The following is a 22163-nucleotide window of genomic DNA, read 5'->3' as shown; positions in this document are numbered from 1 at the left end:
GTCTAGGACTAAAGCCGCAAGTAATTCCGTTGTGATTATAGGAGGATTTAAGTGGCCATTACAACCCAATCGTCTCGGTTAGGGACAACAGCTTTCCAGGAGAGTTCTCCGGTAGAGTTGCGTCCCAATTGGAGTCGTGAAAATGCCCAAGAGGTAATTCGTGCGGTATACCGTCAATTGCTGGGTAATGATTATCTGATGGCTTCTGAGCGCCTCATCAGTGCGGAGTCGCTGTTGTGCGATGGTAGCATCACAGTACGCGAATTTGTGCGGTGCGTGGCGAAGTCAGAACTTTATAAAAAGAAATTCTTTTACCCGAATTTCCAGACCCGTGTAATTGAACTAAATTACAAACACCTGTTGGGTCGGGCTCCCTATGATGAGTCGGAGGTGGTTTTCCACTTAGACTTATACCAAAACGAAGGGTACGATGCCGATATCGATTCTTATATTGATTCTCCAGAATATCTGGAGAGCTTCGGCGAGAATATTGTTCCCTACTACCGTGGTTTCGAGACTCAGCGGGGACAAAAAACGGTTGGTTTCACCCGGATGTTCCGTCTGTATCGGGGTTATGCTAACAGTGATAGCGCCCAAGGTGAAGGCACTATGTCTCGTCTGGCGCAGGAACTAGGTGCTAACCGCGCTTCTGTGGTAGTGGCTCCTTCTGGGGATTCGGATGGTTGGTCCTATCGTCCATCTGGACAGAGTGTAACTCCTAGCACTGGGTTCAGCCAAGGTGGAGTTCTGCAAGCGGGACGGACTTACCGTCTGGAGGTTTCTGGAATTCGTGAGCGCCGTTATCCCAGAGTACGTCGTTGCAGTAAGGCTTTCATTGTTCCTTATGAGCAGCTTTCGGCACAACTGAGGGAAATTCAGCGCCAAGGTGGCACAATTGCCAGCATTACGCCTATTTAGAATGGCAAGAGAAAACTTGATTGTTTTGGGAGATTAATAGGAACAATGTTGGGTTACATCAGTGCTGGAAAAATGGGGAGTAGTCCTTCGGGCGCTCGCTTCTTTAAATACGAAGTGGTGGGAATGCGTCAGAATGACGAAACCGACAAGAGTGAATATCAGATTCGCTCGAGTGGGAGTCAATTTGTAATTGTTCCTTACAATCGGATGAATCAGGAAATGCAGCGGATTAACCGCATGGGTGGTAAAATTGTTAGCATTGAGCCGATGACGACCGATAATACGGTGTCTGAGGCTGAGGGCGAATAATTTAGACCATTCAATTCTGATTTTCATGCAGGATTCTGAATCAAAAACCCCAGGTGCATCCCCCCTAGTGGGCGCAGATAATGCGCCTTTAACTGGGGGAGAAGCTGAAGGGGGTGATGCTTGGACAGTAGAACAGGCGATCGCCGCCCTAAACCATCAAGAACCAAATCGTCGCTATTATGCGGCTTGGTGGTTGGGGCGTTTTCGTGTTGATGAACCGATCGCAGTTGATGCGTTAATTAGGGCTTTGGATGATGAGTCCGATCGCACGGCCGACGGGGGCTACCCTTTACGGAGAAATGCGGCTCGGGCTTTGGGTAAATTGGGCGATCGGCGCGCGGTGACTCCCCTAGTCAAATGCTTAGATTGCCAAGATTTTTATGTACGAGAGGCGGCGGCTCAGGCTTTGGAAGGTCTGGGAGACTCTAGTTGTGCTTCGGCTTTGCGTGGATTATTGGTGGGTGGGGTAGAAGATACTGAACCGATAGCGGGTAAACCTCATTTAAAACAGCCTTATGATGCGGTAATTGAAGCCATAGGAACCCTGGGTGCAACTGAGGCGTTAGCTGATATTGAACCTTTTATAAACCATCCGATCGCTAGAATACAATATGCGGCTTTGAGGGCTATGTATCAGCTTACGGGTGATCGGGTTTATGGCGATCGCTTAATTGTGGCTTTGGGGGGGGAAGATTTACAATTGCGACGCAGTGCTTTAATGGATTTAGGGGCGATCGGATATCTTGAGGCGGCGGAACCTATCGCCAATACCCTAGCTGAAAATAGCCTGAAACTAATTGCTTTACAGGGAATTCTGGAACATCATCTCAGTCAAATTGGCGACAAATGCCTATCTGAAGAGGCAGTTAAAATCATGAAGCTGATGGATTCTCTATTATGACAAGGGTTGAGGAACTAATTTTAGCGGTTGAACAGGCGGACTCTGCGGGAAAACTGATAGGGGCGGTGTCACAATTGGCGGCGACGGGTTCTGTGGATGCAGTACCAATGTTAATTCGTGTTTTGGGTTACAACAACCCTGGCGCGGCGGTGGCGGCGGTTGAGGGATTAATAGCCATTGGTAAACCTGCTGTGGTGGGGCTACTAGAGAGGTTAGATGGTTATAACTATGGTGCTAGGGCTTGGGCGGTGCGGGCTTTGTCTGGTATTGGTGATCCTAGGGGTTTGGATGTTTTGCTGGAGGCGGCGGGTAGTGATTTTGCTCTGAGTGTGCGTCGTGCGGCGGCGCGGGGTTTGGGAGCAATTCACTGGGAGGATATGTCATCAGAAGTGGTGTCTGAGGCTAAGGAAAGAACCCTAAAAACTCTGCTGCATACTTCTGATGATACGGAATGGATCGTTCGTTATGCGACGGTTGTGGGTTTGGAAGGTTTGGCGGCTTCTGAGGTGGATAAGCCCAATTGGTTTACACAGGTTGCTGAAAGGTTGGAGGGGATGGTTAATAATGATGAAACTCCGGCGGTTTCTGCTAGGGCTAGTCTGGCGAGGGTAAACTTAGGGATTAGTTAATAATTAGTTGCTTTTGGGATGTTGGGATTTTACTGTGACCTACGAACCGCTTCACCACAAATATCGTCCCCAAACTTTTGCTGCTCTGGTGGGTCAAGAGGCGATCGCTCAAACTCTGACTAATGCGATCCGGTCGCGGCGTATTGCTCCGGCTTATTTATTTACCGGTCCGAGGGGTACTGGTAAAACTTCTAGTGCGCGGATTTTAGCGAAATCTCTTAACTGTCTACAAAGTTCTAACCCGACAGAAACTCCCTGTGGTATTTGCGAGGTCTGTCGGGGTATCACTACGGGAGCGACGTTAGATTTTGTGGAGATTGATGCTGCTAGTAATACGGGGGTTGATAATATCCGGGATTTAATTGAACGGACGCAGTTTTCCCCGGTTCAATGTCGCTATAAGGTCTATGTAATTGATGAATGTCTGACGGGTGATGCTCTGATTTTAAGCGATCGCGGATGGCTGAGAATTGATGATCGGACTCTCGAAGAATGTCGAGTTCTTAGTTATAATGAGTCTACTCAACAATGGGAATGGCAGCAGGTTTTACGCTGGCTTGACCAGGGGGTTCGTGAGACTTGGAAAATTAAAACTATTCGGACTGAGATTAAATGCACTGGTAATCATCTGATTAGGACAGATAAAGGCTGGGTAAAGGCGGCAGATATTACCCCCAATATGAAGATATTATCACCGGAAATTGATGTGGCTGTCAATACGGGATTACAAGAGGTAGAATCTATTGAAAAGTTAGGGGTTAATCATGTCTATGATATTGAGGTAGAACATAATCATAATTTTGTGGCGAATGGTCTGCTAGTTCACAATTGCCATATGTTGAGTACGGCGGCTTTTAATGCTTTACTAAAAACCTTGGAAGAACCACCAGATCGGGTGGTGTTTGTGCTGGCGACTACGGACCCTCAACGGGTTCTCCCGACGATTATTTCTCGATGTCAGCGCTTTGATTTTCGGCGCATTCCTTTACAAGCCATGGCGACTCATTTAGAAACTATCGCCGCTAAGGAAAACATTGCTATTACACCGGAAGCGGTGATGATGGTGGCTCAAATTGCTCAGGGAGGATTAAGGGATGCGGAAAGCCTGTTAGACCAATTAAGTTTACTGTCAGGTGAAATTACTGTAGAACGGGTTTGGGACTTGGTGGGGGCGGTTCCTGAACGGGATTTGATGACTTTATTAGAGGCGATCGCAGAGGGTAACGCGACGGGGATTTTAGACCAAACCAGGGAGTTACTTAACCGGGGTCGAGAACCTTTAATTGTGCTGCAAAATCTGGGGGAATTTTACCGAGATTTATTAATCGCTAAAAGCGCACCAAATCGCCAGGATTTAGTGAAACTTACTCAACCGACTTGGGAAAGTTTATGTGCGTTTTCCCAACGCTGGGAACATGAAATTATCCTGGCTGGTCAAAAACATCTGCGCGATAGCGAGGTACAGATTAAAAATACCACTCAGCCGCGTTTATGGTTGGAGGTGACTTTATTAGGGTTATTACCGGAGGCTTTGCGTCCTCAAACTGTATCTACAGAGGTGGTAAATGTACAGCCTCAGCCTACCTCAAAAATGAGGTCACAGCCTGTTTATAAGCCTCCTGCGCCTACTCAAGCTCCCTCAGAAGCTGTTCCTGTGTCTGCTGCACCCCCGCCGCCGCCACCACCCCCGCCGCCATTAGAACAGCCTACTACTGCTCATCAAGAGGAACCTGTAAACTATGGTCTGGGGGAACTTTGGGAACAGATACTTAGTGCGATCGAACAATTTGGAACTCAGGCTTTGATGCGTCAACATGGTTGTTTGCGATCGCACCATGGTAATGTAGTCTGTATTGGGATTAAATCGCCTCCATTATTAAAAATAGCCCAGACGAAAATTGCTAGTTTAGAAGTTGCTTGTCAGAAGGTTTTTAAGACTAAAATTCAGGTAAATTTAGAAGTGGGAATGGGGCCGATTTCTCCTGGGGTTGAGCCTGAAACAAAACCGATGACTGAGAGGGTACAGCCTCCACCACCTCCACCGGAACCCCCGCCACCACCTACTAGGGAAACAGAAACTGATAAACCGCCCGAATTAACAACTCCTAAGACGGCGGAGGTTTCGGTTAACGTAGATCATGATTTAAATAATACTCCGGTTGATGATGTGGCTATGGCGGCTGAAAAACTGGCGGAGTTTTTTGATGGGGAAATTATCCCTTTGTCTACGGAAAATACACAGGTGACAACTGTTTCTTCTTCTTCTGTGGAATTCGAGGATACTATAGAGTTTGATTCTCCAGAAGATGATGACAGTGAAGATGACGTACCTTTTTAAGTCTTACTGGAGAAATCGGGTTTCTTGGCAGTGTTGAATAAAAAATCAAGCGTATAGCCATGTTACCCCCACGAGACCATGATAAGCGATCGCTCTGAGTTTGTCAAGGGGTCTGGGAGAAATCGGGTTTTTTGAGGGGGTAGTGTTGAATAAAAAATCAAGCGTATAGCCATGTTACCCCCACGAGACCATGATAAGCGATCGCTCTGAGTTTGTCAAGGGGTCTGGGAGAAATCGGTTTTTTTTGTTGACTCTCCAGTTCACAGGAGACTTTAAACTCAATGTATGAAATTATCAAAGGTCTAATGGTGATTTAGTCATGAAAACCACTCATTTACAAGTGGGGGGGATGAGTTGTGCATCCTGTGCATCCCGCATTGAAATAGTAGTGAATAGACTTGATGGAGTTAATCAATGTCAAGTCAACTTTGGTGCTGAACAAGCTGCTATAGATTATAACCCAGAAGCGGTCAGTTTAGAGGCAATTCAAGAAGCGATTTATGACGCTGGATATACAACGAAACCTTTAGGGGGTTTAGGAAAGTTAGAAAAGCCGGGAGAGTCGGAGAGTGATGCCGAGGAAAAAGCACTAATTAAGAAGGTGGCATTTTCGGGATTTGTGAGTTTATTCTTGATGATTGGTGGCTTACCAATGATGACAGGTTTAGACATCCATTTTATACCGGGTTGGCTGCATCATCCCTGGCTGCAATTTGTGTTAACTACTCCGGTGATGTTTTGGTGTGGTCAAGGTTGTTTCACAGGTGCAATTAAAGGATTTAAGCAGCGTAACGCCGACATGAATACTCTAACTTCGATTGGTACAGGTGTGGCTTATGTGTACTCGGTGTTTGTGACGTTATTTCCTAATGTTTTGTTGGGTCAGGGATTGAGTCCCGATGTTTATTATGAGTCGGCGGCGATGATTATTGCGTTGGTTTTAGTGGGGAGATGGTTAGAACATCGCGCCAAAGGGAAAATGTCAGAAGCCATCAAAAAATTAATAGGATTACAAGCAAAAACTGCCCGCGTGATTCGTAATGGTAAGGAGGAAGATATCGCGATTGAATTGGTGCAGGTGGGAGATATTGTGATAGTTCGTCCCGGGGAAAAAATCCCGGTTGATGGAGAGATAATCGAAGGGCGATCGACGGTAGATGAATCGATGGTTACGGGGGAAAGTGTGCCAGTAGAAAAGCAGATTGGTGATGAAGTGATTGGGGCGACAATTAATAAAACTGGTAGCTTTAAGTTTACGGCGGCACGGGTGGGAGAAGAAACTGTTTTGGCGCAAATTGTGCTGTTAGTACGACAGGCGCAAGGTGCAAAAGCACCGATTCAAACATTAGCAGATCAGGTAACTAGCTGGTTTGTCCCGGCAGTGATAGCTATAGCGATCGCTACTTTTGTGATCTGGTTTAATTGGACGGAAAATATTACCCTAGCTATAGTGACTATGGTAGGTGTATTAATTATCGCTTGTCCTTGTGCGTTGGGATTAGCGACTCCGACCTCGGTAATGGTTGGGACGGGTTTGGGGGCAGAACATGGTATTTTAATTAAGGGGGGAGACAGCCTAGAATTAGCCCACAAAATCCAGACTATAGTTTTAGATAAAACGGGAACTTTGACGGAGGGTAAGCCGAGAGTAATTAATTATATCACGGTGGGAGGAACGACTAATAATCATGAGTTAAAACTGCTGCGGCTGGTGGCGGCGGTGGAAGCCAAATCAGAACATCCTTTAGCTGAGGCGATTGTGGAATATGCTAAATCTCAGCAGGTGGAATTTCCTTTGCCTACAGTAGTGGAATTTGAGGCGATGGCGGGAATGGGAGTACAGGGGAAGGTTTCCGATCGCTTAATCCAAATTGGTACTTCTGTATGGATGGAAGAGTTGGGAATTGATACGAGTATTTTTAAAGATAAACAAGGCAGTTGGGAAACGCAAGCACAGACGACGGCTTGGATTGCTATTGATGGGAAAATTGAGGGATTATTGGGGATTGCAGATAGTCTTAAACCGGCTTCAGTGGCAGCGGTAAAGGCTTTAAAATCGATGGGATTACAGGTGGTAATGGTAACGGGAGATAATCAGAAAACGGCGGAAGCGATCGCTCAACAGGTAGCGATAAATAGGGTATTTGCCCAAGTCCGTCCTGACCGGAAATCAGAGATTATTAAATCTCTGCAACAGGAGAGGGTTACAAAGTCTAACAAACTGGCGATTGTAGCGATGGTAGGAGATGGAATTAATGACGCGCCAGCCTTAGCACAAGCTGATGTAGGAATGGCGATCGGGACGGGAACTGATGTGGCGATCGCCGCCGGAGATATTACGTTAATTTCGGGAGATTTACAGGGGATTGTGACGGCGATTAAACTCAGCCGTGCTACGATGAAGAATATCCGCCAAAATCTGTTTTTTGCCTTTTTCTACAATACAGCCAGTATCCCCCTCGCTGCTGGGGTTTTATTCCCGCTAACCAATTGGTTACTTAATCCTATTATAGCAGGGGCGGCGATGGCTATGAGTTCGGTTTCTGTGGTGACAAATGCGTTAAGATTGCAGCGAACTCAGTTATAGAAACAAATCCCCAATTACCTGCTAATTAATCATGGTTCACTTAGCTAGTAAACAAACCCAGAGGCGCACAAGATGATGAAAGTTAGAAGAATCAATAATTGTTTCATGATGTTAATGTTATTAGGTGCGATCGCATCTATTCCGGTGGAAGCGATCGCATCACCGCACCATCATCATCATGGTGGTGGCGAATATGGTAAATTTAGTAAAATCGAACAACCCCTAGGCTTAAAACTAGGTATCACCCTAGCAGGGATAGGCTTAATTGGGTTAGAATTGTGGTGGTTTATGTTCAGCGAACCTCCCAGGAAAAAATCTGGTGATTAGGTTCACCAAACTCCCATCTGTGAGAAGATATTGGTGAGACTATGTTGATCAATCAACCGTCCCCCGTAAACTCAGATTAATATGAAGCTGAAGTCCTTTTTCATTCTGTTAGGTATCGCCACTGCGACCCTGCTACTGGTGGGGGTGAGTTTCTTCCTGACGCTATTAGGTGAAACTCCCCTATCGTTATTGAAGGCGAATGCCAAAACCATTCCTACAGCGACAGTATTTGTGCCCAAAAATGCGCCGTTTACGGCATCGTTGTTGGTGAACCCAGACCGCCTGGAAGCCTTCCGCCAGGTATTAGCTGAACCGAAACAAAGACAGCGATCGCATCAGGAATTTAACCGGTTTAAAAAGATATTACTAGGGAATACAGGACTCAACTACAAACGGGATATTAAACCGTGGTTAGGGGGGGAAATAACCCTGTCTCTGATAGCCGCAGATATTGATCGCGACAGTAGCAATGATAAACAACCGGGATATCTTCTCGCCCTCACCAGCCAAAATCCCCAACAGAGTCAGGAATTTCTGGAATTATTTTGGCAACGACAAGCGGTGTCGGGAGTAATGGTAACCTCGGAAACCTATCGAGGCGTAAGTATTACCTACCGCCAAAGGGAGTCGGTAGAATTAGCGCCCACATTAGCGACAGCAGTATTAAGCGATCGCTTTATTTTATTTGCTAACTATCCCAAAGTATTGCGGGAAGCCATTAATAATTTCCAGGTATCAACCCTAAACCTAGCCAACTCCCAGACTTATCAAAAAGCGATCGCCGCTTTAGACTCCAGCCAAATTGGATTAGTATTTCTAAATTTAGGGAATTGGGAATTAACCCCCGATGAAATCAACGCCCTACCCATTCAACCCAATTTAGCCCTAGGACTGACCCTAAACCCCCAAGGATTATTAGCAGATACAGCCATAATTGCTACCACCAGCGAAGAATTTGAGCCGCCGTTATTGTCAGAACCCCCCAAGGCTTTAAACTATATCAGCGCCAATAGTCCCCTAGTAGTGACCGGACGAGATTTAAACGATTTGTGGGCGCAAACCTCCGGGACTATCGGGAGTAATGAGACCTTGGGGGGAGTTTTAACACGCGCGCGGGTTTCCATACAAGAAAGTTGGGGTGTTGATTTACCCGAAGATATTTTTAATTGGGTAACAGAAGAATACGCCCTCGCCCTAGTCCCCCACCCCATAGGCGATCGCAATGATTGGGTATTTGTCGCCAAACGCACCCCTTTAGCCGCAACTGCTATCGAGGCTTTAGATGCGATCGCAACTGAGAGGGGTTACAGTGTCGGGAGTTTTGTATTAGGGGACTATACCCTATGGGCTTGGACACAACTTAAAACTGTTCCCATTAAGTCTAAAAATAAGACCAGCCCCAAAAAACAGGTGATTGAAGCGGAAGCCATGGGGGTTCACGCGACGGTTGGGGATTACGAAATTTTTACCACTTCTGTTGAGGCGATGGATGCAGCTATCCATAGGGTGGAAACTGGAAACATTCTGACTAATCCAGAATTTAGCAATAGCATCAAATTACTCTCTGGGAAAAATGATGGCTATTTTTATATTGATTGGGATGTCAGTCGGCCAATTTTACGCCAACAAATGCCTTTACTAAGATTGGTGGAATTATCCGCCCAACCTTTCTTTAATCATTTGCGATCGCTGACTATCAGCGCCAGAGGTCGGGAAAATGGCGTACAAAAAGCCACTGTTTTCGCCCACCTCCAATAAACTCCTAGTTAATTGGCTATCCAAAACATCCAGATTGGGCAATAATACAGATAACTCCTCGCACTTGATGTTAGCCTGTATTCAGGAGAATCATAAAATGAACCGTCGTCTTAATGTAGCCGGACTAGGTGTAGCAACTACCTTGTGTTTATCATTGGTAGTACAGCCAAAAACCCTTAATGCTTCCGAAACAATTACAGGAGTTATTCTAGCCCAAAATCCCCCAGCGGCTTCTACCTATAGCCCCGGACCTTGGCAACCTGTCGCCCGAATTAATCCACAAAGGTCGGTTAACCTAACCCTCGTCAATCAATCTAGTGTCACCCTAGAGTATGGTTTGACCACCACGGGAACCGCAAATTTAGCTAATGGACAAAGTATTAGTTATAACAACCTTCCCCTAGACTCTTATATCGTGATTAACCCCTTAGTTGCTTCTTTGAGTCTGCAATATAACATCGAAGTTGTTAATAACAACATCACCCTCACAGTCAGACCTAGTGGCGACCAAGCTGGGTTACGCACTGTTAATATTCAATCAACTGGAGGTATTTTTATCTACTAAATTCAGGCGGACACCATAGGAAGTCATAGGCGATCGACGAAAGTTAAATCGCCACCTTAATATCGGGTTTCTATGAACATTTGGGCTAGGGAAATTAAGACTTAGCCCTAAACGCCAGAAACCCGTTTTTGGTGACTTCCTACCTGTCATCAAGCCTTTCTATTAAAGGTTACTTAAACAGCCCCCTATCCCTATATTAAAAGCTGCTGTATCTCTCGACATATAGACCATATTCTTGCCCGAATTAACCCCGGTTTATATTGATAGGTGATTATTCACCTTTTCTAATAAATCAGTTAATTGTTTTTTGACCGATTCATGGGTATATTCATCATCAGGATGGGGTTCTTGTCCTGGTTGCTGAAAGTGAGGTAATTCATCATACATTTGTCCCCATTTAAAATCAACTTGTCGCACAAATTCATACAGTAATTCTAAATTAGAGGTAATGGATTCTAGGATATCGCGCAACGCTATTAGGGGTTGATTTACCTTTTTTGTAACTCCTGAATCATTTTTTACCCAAGTCTGCAAAACCATTTTTAATGCACCAGGGGAGTCCGAAAGATTTTTGCTGATAAATCCATTGATTTCATTGATAGCCTGGGTTAAAATCGGGATGGGTGATTCCCCCTTTAAAAAACTGCCTCCTTCCCTACCGATAACATCAGCCAAGGTGAATTGACGACCCGAAAGAATATCTCTGTCTAATTGATAGTCAGTTTCTGAGTTGGGGTTGGGTTCTGGTTTATTTGTCATAATTATGGGTGGTGATACCAATACTAGGTTTCATGAGGTTTTCCATCGATGCACTTAACAAATAACCTCAATTTCTGGGTTTTTTATTATCACAAATTACTCCAATTGTCAAGGTTTTTATGTGTGATGTTAAATGGTGAAAATCCCCTTGGGATGGACTGATAATAATGGCCGCCTTTGCAATCCTTCTTCGTGTATAATATGATTGGCTGCCAATAAGCCACTACTAACCGCCCTTTCCATTAAACCACAGGGAAAAGGCATTTTTACCCAATCTCCCGCAAATTGGAGATTAGGAACACCGGAATTTGTGCAAGGGCGATCGCTATAACTACCCGGTGGATAGCCGGAAAAGTTCTTTTGATTGACTAATTCTCGATGTAATAGCGTGGCATTTTGCAGTTCCGGGACTATTTCATATAGTTCTTGTTCAAAGGTAGTCAGCAAGGCTGATTGAGTGGGGAAATCCGCTTCTTTATAACAGTAGGCGTGGAGTTCTACCACACTTCCTCCGGTCTGTTGATGCCACTGTTTATAAGTGTCTTGAAGGCGATGATATAGGGTAATGCTATCGGTTAATTGATAACCCGATACCGAGGTAAAATCGCTATGTTCCCAGGGAAAATCTCGGTCAAACCAGAATCGACACACCGCAAAAGGGTCAGCGATCGCTAATTTTTCGATCTGTTGTTGAACCTGTGGGTTAACATCCCCTGCAGACAGCGAAAATAAAGATTTAACCCCCGGAACATCAGTAGCAAATATGTAATAGTCCGCTGCTAAACTAATCGTAGATTGTGTAACAGATGTAACGGAAAGTTCAGAATCCGCCATTTTAGAGTAGAGCGAGCTTACCTCCTGTTTTAGCTCCCTATTATCCCCCCTACCCTTGGGGGGTTTGTTAGTTTCAGCAATTAACTGTAGGCGAGTAGTGTCATATTGGAGAACCTTAAAGCGGGGTAAATCCTGTTTAGGGGGACCAGAAATCACCCGACCCTGTTGATCATAAATAGCGCCATGACAGGGACAGTAAAAACGTCCATCAGACTCCTGATTAACTGTACAACCTTGGTGAGTACAGGTGAGGGAAATGGCTTCCGTTTTGTCGGGGTTAACAGCATAAACTTCATCCGCCGCGCCAAAATATTCCCCAGTATTTCCTAAACTGACATGGCGATCTACCCAAAAAGGTGCTAACCCGTGACGGTCTCCGGTGGTATAGGTAAGGGAGTCAATTTGTCCGTCCTGCCATTTCACCTCAGAGACTGCGACTCCGGTGATAATTTTACCCCCTTTAGCAATAATTGCATCGGCTATGGGTTGGACAAGACTGCTACCCATATCTTCGCGGGTCCCGTTAAAGGCTAGTCCTTCTGGGTTCCCAAAAAAGTAGAAATGGAAAAACTGCATCAGTTCTCCCGCACTAAGAGAATCGGGCGCATTTAGGCTAGACTTAGCGAAGGGGAGAAAGTACAAGTCATAAAGACCCTGGGGAAATTCTCCCTTTACCCAGTCGCTGACGGAGATCTGATCTAGTCTTTCAAAGCTGTCGGGAATAGCAAAACCACCAATTTCTCGGAAAACTTCCCAGTGTTGGGGTTTGGTGAGGTTAATTCCCCACCGGAGTCGGTTGGGTGATGCGATCGCTAAATCTACTATATTCCAGGGAAAGGCTGAATGATTGGGGCGAAACACTTCCGGATCATAAGTGTTATTTCTCAGAACTACCGAGTAGAATTTAAGAGATAAAAAATTATCTCTGATGTGGAGTTCCTTAATGATGCTGTTCAGGTTATAATACTGGGGGAAAAAACCGTGGAACCCATGTTCCATCATAAACGTCTGGTTTCCTACCTGAATCGGCCAACTGGCAATTTTGCCACCGAGTTGGGGCGATCGTTCCAATAAGGTCACGGCAAACCCCCGTTGGCTGAGTTCGTAGGCACAGGCTAAACCTGCTAATCCGGCACCGACTACAACAACTTTTTTGGGGTTGTTTAAGCTATAGGGAAGAGCAATTGAGTCTTTTTCTGTGATAGTGGGTTGTGGTTTTTTGAATCGTGAATAGCCTAGGATTCCACCAGCTATACTGACTCCTAAAATCTTGATAGCTTGTCGGCGAGAAATAGATGGCAAATTTAGGAATAATTGATGAAATTCAGGCATTGGCAACTAATTAGTTGATTGAGATTAAGATTACCAGTCCCCATGCTATAATTAGCACTTGGGGTGGAGTTTAAAAACGGCTATTTTATAGATCATAACACGGAGTCTAAATTTTAGTCAGTCGGATTTCAAGATTTGGTGATTCTTGTTATTTAGGTTAAGGGTGTCTCTACAAAAACCATCAAAAGCTATTACTGAAGGTTGATTTATTTCGACTGATGGGATTGTGCTTGATTAACAAAAAGTGAGTTTTTGTATGATAAATAACCCTCCTAAAACTGTCCTAGTTGCTCAAATATCGAAGCCACAGCAAATGATTTGGAATTTAATCTTGTCTTCCCAAGGTCTATCAGTTTACAACTACTATAAATCCTCCCATTTACAGTTATTTTTGCAGAAGAAATCTCTGATAAACCAGCTCCCTGATTTATGTATTGTTGATGTCATGTATTTTATAAAGCAAGAACAAAGCCCCTATGAATTTTGTCGTTGGTGTAATTTTAACTATCCCGAAGTTCAAGTTATTTTAACCCATGAAACCGCCGCAAAAGTATCACAAGCAGAACGTCTTTGGGCTATCAGACAAGGGGCGCAGGATTTATTACCAGGATTTCCCGCTCTACACTTGCGGGCAGAAATTATTTTGGGATTGCAACGGGTTTTAGATGTGCTGGATTTACTACCTATTGACCAAATAGAATTAGGTTCGGTCTTCGCTAAAATTCAGAAAATTATGTTTAATTACCATCATTTAGACAGATTAAATATGGGTTAATTAATAACCTAAAATAGATGTAACCCTGTAGGGTGCGTCAGATAAGGATAATTATAATCAAGGGAAGAAATGGATTTCTGACGCACCATGGCGATCGCTGTGCTGTGGTGCGTCAGCCTAAAATAGATGTCAAGAGGAAATGGATTTCTGACGCACCATGGCGATCGCTGTGCTGTGGTGCGTCAGCCTAAAATAGATGTCAAGAGGAAATGGATTTCTGACGCACCATGGCGATCGCTGTGCTGTGGTGCGTCAGCCTAAAATAGATGTCAAGAGGAAATGGATTTCTGACGCACCATGGCGATCGCTGTGCTGTGGTGCGTCAGCCTAAAATAGATGTCAACCTGTAAGGTGCGTCAGATACGGATAATTATCATCAAGGGAAGAAATGGATTTCTGACGCACCATGGCGATCGCTGTGCTGTGGTGCGTCAGGCGCAAATTGTCCGGTGAGGATTCATATAGTCGGCTTCTGACGCACCCTACGGATTATATGATCAAGCTGTGGTGCGTCAGCCTAAAATAGATGTAACCCTGTAGGGTGCGTCAGATACGGATAATTATCATCAAGGGAAGAAATGGATTTCTGACGCACCATGGCGATCGCTGTGCTGTGGTGCGTCAGCCTAAAATAGATGTCAAGAGGAAATGGATTTCTGACGCACCATGGCGATCGCTGTGCTGTGGTGCGTCAGCCTAAAATAGATGTCAAGAGGAAATGGATTTCTGACGCACCATGGCGATCACTGTGCTGTGGTGCGTCAGCCTAAAATAGATGTCAAGAGGAAATGGATTTCTGACGCACCATGGCGATCGCTGTGCTGTGGTGCGTCAGGCGCAAATTGTCCGGTGAGGATTCATATAGTCGGCTTCTGACGCACCCTACGGATTATATGATCAAGCTGTGGTGCGTCAGCCTAAAATAGATGTAACCCTGTAGGGTGCGTCAGATAAGGATAATTATAATCAAGGGAAGAAATGGATTTCTGACGCACCATGGCGATCGCTGTGCTGTGGTGCGTCAGCCTAAAATAGATGTCAACCTGTAGGGTGCGTCAGATACGGATAATTATCATCAAGGGAAGAAATGGATTTCTGACGCACCATGGCGATCGCTGTGCTGTGGTGCGTCAGCCTAAAATAGATGTCAAGAGGAAATGGATTTCTGACGCACCATGGCGATCGCTGTGCTGTGGTGCGTCAGCCTAAAATAGATGTCAAGAGGAAATGGATTTCTGACGCACCATGGCGATCGCTGTGCTGTGGTGCGTCAGGCGCAAATTGTCCGGTGAGGATTCATATGGTCCGCTTCTGACGCACCCTACGGATTATATTAATAGGTGGTGCGTCAGGCGCAAATTGTCCGGTGAGGATTCATATGGTCCGCTTCTGACGCACCCTACGGATTATATTAATAGGTGGTGCGTCAGGCGCAAATTGTCCGGTGAGGATTCAGAGAGTCCGCTTCTGACGCACCCTACGGATTATATGATTAAGCTGTGGTGCGTCAGGCGCAAATTGTCCGGTGAGGATTCAGAGAGTCCGCTTCTGACGCACCCTACCCAGTCCGCTGGCTATAGGGGCGTGGAACATAGGCTGAAAAGGGATATAGACAAAATCAGTAACAAAGAATACAATGGAGGGTGAGACCCCCCATAATAATTGACATGGAACGTAGAAATGGAACAGAAATAGAACATAAATGATCCGAAACGCTCCAATGTTCCTCTGTAATTTCTAACTGTGCCAACTAGATGCAATTAACCGGAGTATCGCGAATTGTGAATAACCAGTCCACACAATCTTTTTCATCCCAGGAGGCGGCATCAGTTAGCAATGGCTATAATTGTAGCTATAATTCTATGTATAGTGCAGCAGTTCCAGGGATATCAGGAGATATACTATTGAATCAACTGATGGCATCAATGCCGACAGCGATCGCTATGGTCGATCGCCAAATGCGTTATGTGGCTATATCCCAGCCATGGCAAGACCACTATAGTGATAGTCAAATTTCCGAGAATTTACTGGGTGTATGCCATGATCAGCTATTTCCCAACTTATCAGATCGCTGGCATGAAAACGCGGAGGCATCCTTAGCAGGAACCTTAGACATTTGGGAATTAGAAACTTGTCTGAGCCTGAGTGATGGCAGTATAGAATGGGTGAAATGGGTTGTCAAGCCTTGGAAAACGGAAACCGGGGCGATCGCTGGTTTAATCCTGTCGTTAGAAGCCATTACAGAATCGAAACAGTTAAAAGATACCCTACAACTGACCCAATTAGCCATGGATAGGGCGGCGGATGCGGTATTGTGGATTACCCTTGATGGTAGGTTATGCTATGTTAATGACACCGCCTGTAGGCTATTAGGCTATTCCCGGGCGGAATTACTCAAACTGAAAATCTACGATATTGACCCTGACCTATCCCCAACTATCTGGTCTGTCCAGTGCGAGGATATCCGCCATAAAGGTTCGCTAACTTTTGAATCACGCCATAGTTGTCGCCATGGCGTAATTTGTCCTGTGGAAGTGAATGTTAACTATTTGGAGGTTAAACCCTCAGATATTCATATTAAAGTTAATACTGCCATAGAAACAGGCGATCGTCATTCTCCCACCTTACCACTACTCTGTTGGTTTGCTAGAGATATCTCCGAACGTCAAGCGGCTTCCTCAGTCATTACCGAGTCGCGCGACCAACTCGAAGCTGTTTTGAATGCTGTACCAGGGTTAGTGTCTTGGGTAAGTTCAGACCTAAGATATTTAGGGGTTAATCAACACCTAGCTAATGCTTATGGTGTACCCACCCATCAATTCATCGGTAAAGAGGTAGGTTTTCTGCAAACCAGCCCAGAATTCAATCAATTTGTCTATGCTTTTTTTGATAGCAATAACTGGACAAGTTCGCGGGAAATTACTGCTAATGTTAAGGGTGAACCACGCACCTATTTAATTGTAGCTCAAAAATATCATCGAGGGGCGGCGGCGGTATTTGTTGGGTTAGATATTACCGAACGCCGTAATATGGAAATGGCGCTGCGCCTAAGTGAGGAACAGGAAACTCGCCGCCGTAGCGAGTTAGAAGCGGCTTTAGTACAGTTACAACGCACCCAAACCCAATTGGTGCAAACTGAAAAAATGTCTTCTCTGGGACAATTAGTGGCGGGAATTGCTCATGAAATTAATAATCCGGTTAATTTCATTTTTGGGAATCTGGGTCATGGATATAAGTATATTGAGGATCTACTGAGATTGGTAGATTTATATAAACAGTATTATCCAGAAACCCCGCCAGAAATTGAGGAAGAAATGGAGGAGATAGGTTATGATTTTATTAAAATAGATTTACCGAAGATGTTTGAATCTATGCAGGTGGGAGCGGAACGCATTAGGGACGTGGTGCGATCGCTGCGTGTATTTACCCGCCTAGATGAAGCCCAAATGAAGGCGGCGAATATTCATGAGGGCTTAGATAGTACCTTGCTGATTTTGCAAAATCGCCTACAGGCTAAGGGAGGGCGAGGGAGTATAAAACTGGTAAAAACCTATGGAGATTTACCGTTAATCGAGTGTTATCCCGGACAATTAAATCAGGTATTTATGAATCTGATCACCTACCATATAGATCGGCTAGAAATGGCGATGGTAGGAAGCGATCGCATAGCTCATCCTACCCTGTCAGTAACCACTACTATGATGGAGTCAAAAGACAAAAAAGGGGTGATGATTTCCATAGCTGATAATAGTCCCAGTTTAAGCCCAGAGGACGTTCAACAGGTGTTTGAACCATTACTAGCCACGCCTACTTGTGGTCAAAGAACCGCCCTAGGATTGTCTATAGCCCATCACCTAGTGGTTGAAAAGCATGGTGGTGAACTCGCTTGTGTTTCCCCACCCCAAGGCGGCTTGGAGTTCAGAATATATATACCGCTAAAGTGCAACTAGAGAACTTGGTGGGTGTAGGCGTGTTGCTTAACGTTATCTTCCGTGCTAACAATTCGTTCAGAATTAAGTAGGCGTTTGCGTTCGGTGGAAAAGTTCAATTTCTCGAAGGTAGTTCCGACTGGAATATGAGACTTAGCCACCTCACGGCGTTTGTAGGTACGCGCGGCGGCGATGGTACGTTCTCTAAAGTCGTCGCAAAGTTGAGTGTCTGGGCTGAAGGCTTGAGGAAGTGTAACAGACTCATCGGTGAGTAAGGTTCCCAGGGTCACAGCAGAGGCGATTTTATAGGAGGTAGGAATACCCTTGATAATAGCTTCTAAGGCGGCTGAGGGGATGGGTTCGGCGATAGTAACAGGTTGGACTTCCCCATCTTCTTTAATAAAGCAGTGGGCTAAACCAATGACAATGTAATCATCACCTGTCAAATCAGGAGCATCGGAAAGTGTAGTTGCAGAAGTCATAATTATTTGGGGATAAATTTAGCAACAGCTATAGAATATTTTGCCACAAAAGCGGCAAAGGACAATTCAGGTTAGCTATTCCCTAATGCTATCAGCGATTTGGTGATAACCTTGAGCGATCGCCAACTTACCCCGTAATAAGCCAATACTAGCCCCAGGACAAATCCATTGTAACGTTTCCGGCGTAAATCTATCCAATAGAACCCCCACACTGCGAAGTTGTCTCGACCAGTGAAAAGTTTTAGCAGTTCGCAGGGGGACAGGCTTACCCTTAGCATCAGGTAACAGATGGCGACCTGAAAACAATATCCCCCCATACTGGGAAGTATAAACACAGGAGGAACCGGGAGAATGTCCAGGAGTCCAAATCACCGTCATTTCAGGAGTTAGGGAAAATTCCCTTTCAAAAGATATGACCTCAGCTTCTGGTAACAGATAGGTTTCCTGTTCTTGGCACAAAATTCGACAGCCAGTGGCTTTCTGAATTTCCCTAGCCTTACCCATAGCGCCGCGATGGGTGATCACTAACCATTGTAGGCCCCCCTGTTCCTGGATAAACCTTTGCTCAGTTTCTGTCCAAGAGGGAGCATCGATCAAGATATTACCTGAATTTTCTACAATAAGGTAAGCTGTCCCACCTAGAGTATCTCGGTTTGGTGAAAATCCATAAATTGTTTCAAAAATAGGTTTCGGTGGTTTGGTTGTAGACTGCTGTTGGACCATTACGCTGTTTGGTGTTGCTATGGGCTATTTTTGAATCTCAACGAGTTATCGGTAAACTATACCAGATCCTCTTTTATGGTTTCCCTGATTCCCGGTTACGGTGTTCCCTGCGATCAAAATATCATTATGGTTTTATTACTACTAATTCTAGGACTTGTTACTTATTTAGTTTTGCGCCAAAGTGTCACCCGCATTACCAGGACTCCGGTTTGGATATTGTGGTTGGTGATGATGGCACCTGCTTTTATCTGGAGTGGCTGGGTGATAATTTATGGCAAACAGGCCCCGATTCCGGCTTTACTGGTGATTATTCCATTTATTGTCTGTCCTTGTCTATATTGGATTTTGGTGCATATTGGTCGGCAATATCCTACCCCAGAAGATGCCGGAAGTGAAACAGATTCGTCTGTGTCAGAAACTACCAAAACTCCAGAACCTGTGTCACCTATCAGCCAGAGTGAGGAGACTAAATTAAGGGCTTGTTTCCCTTGGTCTGTGTTTCCGTTGCATGATGTTGAATATCGACCCCAGGCGGTGATTTGTCGGGGTCAATTGCGATCGCAACCTGATATAGCTTATCAAACGGTACGAGAGAAAATTGAGGCAAATTTTGGCGATCGCTTTTTGGTAATATTTCAACGAGATTTATCTGATAAACCCCTATTCGCCCTAGTCCCAAATCCCCAACGTCACCCCGACGGGACTCCCAAATCTGATCAAGACCTGCTGAGTCAGCCTCTGTTAGCCTTGGCGCTCATGGTGATTACTCTGTTTACCACTACTGTGGCGGGAAGCACAATTATGGGAATATCAAATCAGGATTGGCAGGATGATCCTTCCCTATTGTTGATCGGGTTTCCCTATGCTGTCGCTTTAATGGCGATTTTGGGGGTTCATGAGTTATGCCACTATTTGACCGCTAGATACCATCAGATTCAGGTCACCCCCCCCTATTTTATTCCAGTTCCCTTTTTTCTGGGAACTTTTGGCGCTTTTATTCAAACGCGATCGCCATATCCCCACCGCCGCGCTTTATTTGATGTCAGTGTCGCTGGTCCCTGGGCTGGTTTACTGGTGACTATTCCTTTATTATTCTGGGGATTTGCTCATTCGGAAGTCGTCGATATTGTGCCTGATAAGTCGGGAATTTTGACCTTTAATGCCCTTAATCCTAGGTTTTCGATGTTTTTAACTATCTTGGCAAAACTCGCTTTAGGAGATGCTTTAAGCAGGGGTATGGCTATCAATTTACACCCGGTGGCGATCGCTGGATATATAGGCTTGGTGGTTTCCGCTTTTAATTTACTTCCTATTGGTCAATTAGATGGAGGCCACATGGTCCATGCTATGTTTGGTCAGCGCCTGAGTATGATTATTGCTCAAATTACCCGCTTTTTGATGTTATTCGTGGCTTTAATTCAGTCGGAATTTATGATTTTAGCCATCCTGCTATTCATTTTGCCCCTTAATCATGAACCAGCCCTTAATGATGTTAGTGAAGTTGATGAGATCCGAGATATAATCGGATTGATTACTTTGGCACTTTTACTAACCATTATTTTACCTATGCCTCGCCTATTGACTCAACTTGTGAATTAACCACCATTCACCACAATTCCTAAAGTTACACCCCATTAAGACAGGTCGAGGAGCCTGGTCATACTGTTCACTATTTTGCTCACCCGATCGCATTATCTAAAATGGTGAGGGCAGATGTCAACTTATGTCTTATCATCAAGATGGATGGAAAAAATTAAGCAAACTGACAGCATCCAGAGATTTAAGCCCAATAATTCCTGGTGTTAGATGATGCCAAATTTACGGTTAGTGTGATTTAAAAACGTGGGTCAGAAACCCACAGGATTTCCTCTACTTAGATGGTTAATTCGTGAATTGCTAAGGAGTGAAAAAAGATGTTAAAACTAAGTCAATGGAAGAGTTTAATGGTCGTAGCTACCTGTGCGATCGCTTCTCCCTTATGGTTTGCTAATCAAGGGATAGCCCAGTCTGGGTCAGTGTTTAATCAAAATATTTCTGAACAATATATAGCTATGAATCACCCCATTGCAGATAGTAGCTGGAAACTCTCATTCTGGAGTCAAGCTGATAGGTTAGTTGATGTGGTTTCTGGTAGTGAAATCACCCTAGCTTTTGACCAAAATGGAGTTAGTGGTTCGGCGGGATGTAATCGTTTAATGGCAGGCTATAAAGTCCATGATAATCGCCTAGAAATTAGTGGGGTAGGTGGCACGAGAATGGCTTGCGAAGAACCCTTAATGAGCCAAGAGTTCCAATTTGTGAAAGCCTTAGAAGGTGTGCAAGAGTTTCGGGTAAATGGTGATAATTTAATCATGAATTACCAAAATGATTCAGGGTCGGGTTTTATGGTGTTTACCAAGCATGAGCAAGCCAGTTTGGACTCAATGTTAAATAAGCCGTGGCGGTTGTTATTTTGGACAAAATCTGACTCTATGATTGATGTCGTCGCCCATAGTGAAGTTACCTTGGAGTTTGCCGAAAATCGCATCTCTGGAACTGGTGGTTGTAATCGTTTAATCGGTGGTTATGAGGTGAAAGACCAGCAATTAGAAATTACCACCTTAGCCTCAACTTCCATGGCTTGTGAACCAGAGTTAATGACTCAAGAATCGCAGTTTATGCAGGCTTTAGAGGGGGTGCAAGAGTTTCGGACTAATGGTAATAATTTGGTGATGACCTTCCAAAACGCATCAGGTTCAGGTATCATGGTATTTGAGCATGATAATTGAGTAGGGATAATTGATAATTAGGCGGTTAATTTGACATCAACCGCCACCAAGAAACCTGGTTGATCCGTTAGCAATTATTTTGCTACGGTAAAGTTCTTGGCTGAGTAAGGCCTAAAAATTGGGGACGGGTTGATCAACCCTTTCCCTAGCCCTTAGTCCCCGTTTCAGCAAAATTACGGCTATCCTTACTACATTATTGCTAGAGTAGCGATAGAGTAAGGATAGGCAA

General features: G+C 44.8%; 24 protein-coding genes. 19 read left to right on the top strand and 5 right to left on the bottom strand.

Annotated features, from left to right (window positions below; genetic code table 11):
* The first annotated feature begins 51 nt into the window (after window positions 1–51).
* From B9T16_RS03830 to dnaX, 5 genes are read left to right on the top strand one after another with little or no spacing between them, the layout of a single operon-like run.
* Entirely contained in the window at window positions 52–918 is an 867-nt protein-coding gene (locus B9T16_RS03830; protein WP_410244137.1) for a phycobilisome rod-core linker polypeptide, read from the top strand.
* Window positions 919–963: 45 nt separating this feature from the next.
* Entirely contained in the window at window positions 964–1227 is a 264-nt protein-coding gene (locus tag B9T16_RS03825; RefSeq protein ID WP_006618348.1) for a phycobilisome linker polypeptide, read from the top strand.
* 25 nt (window positions 1228–1252) lie between these two features.
* Complete coding sequence (locus B9T16_RS03820) at window positions 1253–2128, top strand: HEAT repeat domain-containing protein (RefSeq protein WP_006618349.1); 876 nt, start codon at window positions 1253–1255, stop codon at window positions 2126–2128.
* Entirely contained in the window at window positions 2125–2757 is a 633-nt protein-coding gene (locus B9T16_RS03815) for a HEAT repeat domain-containing protein (protein WP_410244136.1), read from the top strand. Before B9T16_RS03820 ends, B9T16_RS03815 begins: the two co-directional genes overlap by 4 nt.
* A 34-nt stretch (window positions 2758–2791) precedes the next feature.
* On the top strand, window positions 2792–5095 hold the full coding sequence (gene dnaX / locus B9T16_RS03810; protein ID WP_410244135.1) for a DNA polymerase III subunit gamma/tau: 2304 nt from the start codon (window positions 2792–2794) through the stop codon (window positions 5093–5095).
* Window positions 5096–5252: 157 nt separating this feature from the next.
* Here dnaX and B9T16_RS03805 read toward each other — a convergent pair whose 3' ends face one another.
* Entirely contained in the window at window positions 5253–5393 is a 141-nt protein-coding gene (locus B9T16_RS03805; protein WP_353912561.1) for a hypothetical protein, read from the bottom strand.
* A gap of 21 nt (window positions 5394–5414) precedes the next feature.
* Between B9T16_RS03805 and B9T16_RS03800 the strand changes: the two genes are divergently transcribed.
* From B9T16_RS03800 to B9T16_RS03785, 4 genes are all read left to right on the top strand, one after another.
* The gene (locus B9T16_RS03800) at window positions 5415–7682 is read left to right on the top strand and encodes a heavy metal translocating P-type ATPase (protein ID WP_410244134.1); all 2268 of its coding nucleotides are present in this window, start codon (window positions 5415–5417) and stop codon (window positions 7680–7682) included.
* A 105-nt stretch (window positions 7683–7787) separates the two neighbouring features.
* Complete coding sequence (locus B9T16_RS03795) at window positions 7788–8009, top strand: hypothetical protein (RefSeq protein ID WP_006617758.1); 222 nt, start codon at window positions 7788–7790, stop codon at window positions 8007–8009.
* An 81-nt stretch (window positions 8010–8090) separates the two neighbouring features.
* Window positions 8091–9767, top strand: coding sequence for a DUF3352 domain-containing protein (locus B9T16_RS03790; RefSeq protein WP_410244133.1), 1677 nt, complete (start codon window positions 8091–8093; stop codon window positions 9765–9767).
* A 97-nt stretch (window positions 9768–9864) separates the two neighbouring features.
* Entirely contained in the window at window positions 9865–10332 is a 468-nt protein-coding gene (locus B9T16_RS03785) for a hypothetical protein (RefSeq protein WP_410244132.1), read from the top strand.
* A gap of 255 nt (window positions 10333–10587) precedes the next feature.
* On the opposite strand, the gene B9T16_RS03780 is transcribed toward B9T16_RS03785, so the two are convergent.
* Together B9T16_RS03780 and B9T16_RS03775 are read right to left on the bottom strand one after the other, a co-directional pair.
* Window positions 10588–11091 carry a hypothetical protein gene (locus B9T16_RS03780; protein ID WP_006617761.1) on the bottom strand — a complete coding sequence of 168 codons (504 nt, stop codon included), beginning with the start codon at window positions 11089–11091 and terminating at the stop codon, window positions 10588–10590.
* A 129-nt stretch (window positions 11092–11220) separates the two neighbouring features.
* A complete protein-coding gene (locus B9T16_RS03775; RefSeq protein WP_410244131.1) occupies window positions 11221–13257 on the bottom strand; it encodes an FAD-dependent oxidoreductase in 2037 nt (678 codons plus the stop codon).
* 256 nt (window positions 13258–13513) lie between these two features.
* Here B9T16_RS03775 and B9T16_RS03770 point away from each other — a divergent pair, with 256 nt between their 5' ends.
* The 8 genes from B9T16_RS03770 (at window position 13514) to B9T16_RS03735 (ending at window position 17982) form a co-directional block, all read left to right on the top strand.
* Window positions 13514–14032 carry a response regulator gene (locus B9T16_RS03770; RefSeq protein WP_410244130.1) on the top strand — a complete coding sequence of 173 codons (519 nt, stop codon included), beginning with the start codon at window positions 13514–13516 and terminating at the stop codon, window positions 14030–14032.
* 32 nt (window positions 14033–14064) lie between these two features.
* Complete coding sequence (locus tag B9T16_RS03765; RefSeq protein ID WP_014274976.1) at window positions 14065–14223, top strand: hypothetical protein; 159 nt, start codon at window positions 14065–14067, stop codon at window positions 14221–14223.
* A 5-nt stretch (window positions 14224–14228) separates the two neighbouring features.
* Window positions 14229–14363, top strand: coding sequence for a hypothetical protein (locus B9T16_RS03760; protein ID WP_286131442.1), 135 nt, complete (start codon window positions 14229–14231; stop codon window positions 14361–14363).
* A gap of 210 nt (window positions 14364–14573) precedes the next feature.
* Window positions 14574–14732 carry a hypothetical protein gene (locus B9T16_RS03755; protein ID WP_014274976.1) on the top strand — a complete coding sequence of 53 codons (159 nt, stop codon included), beginning with the start codon at window positions 14574–14576 and terminating at the stop codon, window positions 14730–14732.
* A 5-nt stretch (window positions 14733–14737) separates the two neighbouring features.
* On the top strand, window positions 14738–14908 hold the full coding sequence (locus B9T16_RS03750; protein WP_410244129.1) for a hypothetical protein: 171 nt from the start codon (window positions 14738–14740) through the stop codon (window positions 14906–14908).
* 159 nt (window positions 14909–15067) lie between these two features.
* Window positions 15068–15241, top strand: coding sequence for a hypothetical protein (locus tag B9T16_RS03745; protein WP_410244128.1), 174 nt, complete (start codon window positions 15068–15070; stop codon window positions 15239–15241).
* A complete protein-coding gene (locus B9T16_RS03740; RefSeq protein ID WP_410244139.1) occupies window positions 15177–15347 on the top strand; it encodes a hypothetical protein in 171 nt (56 codons plus the stop codon). Before B9T16_RS03745 ends, B9T16_RS03740 begins: the two co-directional genes overlap by 65 nt.
* Before the next feature lie 439 nt (window positions 15348–15786).
* Window positions 15787–17982 carry a PAS domain S-box protein gene (locus B9T16_RS03735; protein WP_410244127.1) on the top strand — a complete coding sequence of 732 codons (2196 nt, stop codon included), beginning with the start codon at window positions 15787–15789 and terminating at the stop codon, window positions 17980–17982.
* Here B9T16_RS03735 and B9T16_RS03730 read toward each other — a convergent pair.
* Together B9T16_RS03730 and B9T16_RS03725 are read right to left on the bottom strand one after the other, a co-directional pair.
* Window positions 17979–18443, bottom strand: coding sequence for a hypothetical protein (locus B9T16_RS03730; protein WP_006617322.1), 465 nt, complete (start codon window positions 18441–18443; stop codon window positions 17979–17981). The genes B9T16_RS03735 and B9T16_RS03730 overlap by 4 nt on opposite strands.
* 75 nt (window positions 18444–18518) lie before the next feature.
* On the bottom strand, window positions 18519–19166 hold the full coding sequence (locus B9T16_RS03725; RefSeq protein WP_317268763.1) for an MBL fold metallo-hydrolase: 648 nt from the start codon (window positions 19164–19166) through the stop codon (window positions 18519–18521).
* Between the two features lie 75 nt (window positions 19167–19241).
* On the opposite strand from B9T16_RS03725, the gene B9T16_RS03720 reads away from it, so the two are divergent.
* Entirely contained in the window at window positions 19242–20765 is a 1524-nt protein-coding gene (locus B9T16_RS03720) for a site-2 protease family protein (protein WP_410244126.1), read from the top strand.
* Between the two features lie 314 nt (window positions 20766–21079).
* Window positions 21080–21934, top strand: a complete 855-nt coding sequence (locus B9T16_RS03715; protein ID WP_006617325.1) for an META domain-containing protein — start codon at window positions 21080–21082, stop codon at window positions 21932–21934.
* The last annotated feature ends 229 nt before the right edge of the window (window positions 21935–22163 follow it).

Origin of the sequence: Arthrospira sp. PCC 8006, from assembly GCF_046480465.1 — a bacterium.
GTDB classification, from domain to species: domain Bacteria; phylum Cyanobacteriota; class Cyanobacteriia; order Cyanobacteriales; family Microcoleaceae; genus Limnospira; species Limnospira platensis.
Note: the sequence above shows the minus strand (reverse complement) of the source record. Positions and strands in the feature narration are given on the sequence as shown.

What these genes read in the sequence shown, in the direction of transcription:
- B9T16_RS03790 (WP_410244133.1), top strand. Translation starts at nt 8,091, where the DNA reads ATGAAGCTGAAGTCCTTTTTCATTCTGTTAGGTATCGCCACTGCGACC.
- B9T16_RS03775 (WP_410244131.1), bottom strand. Translation starts at nt 13,257, where the DNA reads ATGCCTGAATTTCATCAATTATTCCTAAATTTGCCATCTATTTCTCGC.
- B9T16_RS03820 (WP_006618349.1), top strand. Translation starts at nt 1,253, where the DNA reads ATGCAGGATTCTGAATCAAAAACCCCAGGTGCATCCCCCCTAGTGGGC.
- B9T16_RS03750 (WP_410244129.1), top strand. Translation starts at nt 14,738, where the DNA reads ATGTCAAGAGGAAATGGATTTCTGACGCACCATGGCGATCACTGTGCT.
- B9T16_RS03760 (WP_286131442.1), top strand. Translation starts at nt 14,229, where the DNA reads ATGTCAAGAGGAAATGGATTTCTGACGCACCATGGCGATCGCTGTGCT.
- B9T16_RS03730 (WP_006617322.1), bottom strand. Translation starts at nt 18,443, where the DNA reads ATGACTTCTGCAACTACACTTTCCGATGCTCCTGATTTGACAGGTGAT.
- B9T16_RS03740 (WP_410244139.1), top strand. Translation starts at nt 15,177, where the DNA reads ATGTCAAGAGGAAATGGATTTCTGACGCACCATGGCGATCGCTGTGCT.
- B9T16_RS03795 (WP_006617758.1), top strand. Translation starts at nt 7,788, where the DNA reads ATGATGTTAATGTTATTAGGTGCGATCGCATCTATTCCGGTGGAAGCG.
- B9T16_RS03715 (WP_006617325.1), top strand. Translation starts at nt 21,080, where the DNA reads ATGTTAAAACTAAGTCAATGGAAGAGTTTAATGGTCGTAGCTACCTGT.
- B9T16_RS03745 (WP_410244128.1), top strand. Translation starts at nt 15,068, where the DNA reads ATGTCAACCTGTAGGGTGCGTCAGATACGGATAATTATCATCAAGGGA.
- B9T16_RS03815 (WP_410244136.1), top strand. Translation starts at nt 2,125, where the DNA reads ATGACAAGGGTTGAGGAACTAATTTTAGCGGTTGAACAGGCGGACTCT.
- B9T16_RS03780 (WP_006617761.1), bottom strand. Translation starts at nt 11,091, where the DNA reads ATGACAAATAAACCAGAACCCAACCCCAACTCAGAAACTGACTATCAA.
- B9T16_RS03720 (WP_410244126.1), top strand. Translation starts at nt 19,242, where the DNA reads ATGGTTTCCCTGATTCCCGGTTACGGTGTTCCCTGCGATCAAAATATC.
- B9T16_RS03725 (WP_317268763.1), bottom strand. Translation starts at nt 19,166, where the DNA reads ATGGTCCAACAGCAGTCTACAACCAAACCACCGAAACCTATTTTTGAA.
- B9T16_RS03770 (WP_410244130.1), top strand. Translation starts at nt 13,514, where the DNA reads ATGATAAATAACCCTCCTAAAACTGTCCTAGTTGCTCAAATATCGAAG.
- B9T16_RS03785 (WP_410244132.1), top strand. Translation starts at nt 9,865, where the DNA reads ATGAACCGTCGTCTTAATGTAGCCGGACTAGGTGTAGCAACTACCTTG.
- B9T16_RS03800 (WP_410244134.1), top strand. Translation starts at nt 5,415, where the DNA reads ATGAAAACCACTCATTTACAAGTGGGGGGGATGAGTTGTGCATCCTGT.
- B9T16_RS03825 (WP_006618348.1), top strand. Translation starts at nt 964, where the DNA reads ATGTTGGGTTACATCAGTGCTGGAAAAATGGGGAGTAGTCCTTCGGGC.
- B9T16_RS03735 (WP_410244127.1), top strand. Translation starts at nt 15,787, where the DNA reads ATGCAATTAACCGGAGTATCGCGAATTGTGAATAACCAGTCCACACAA.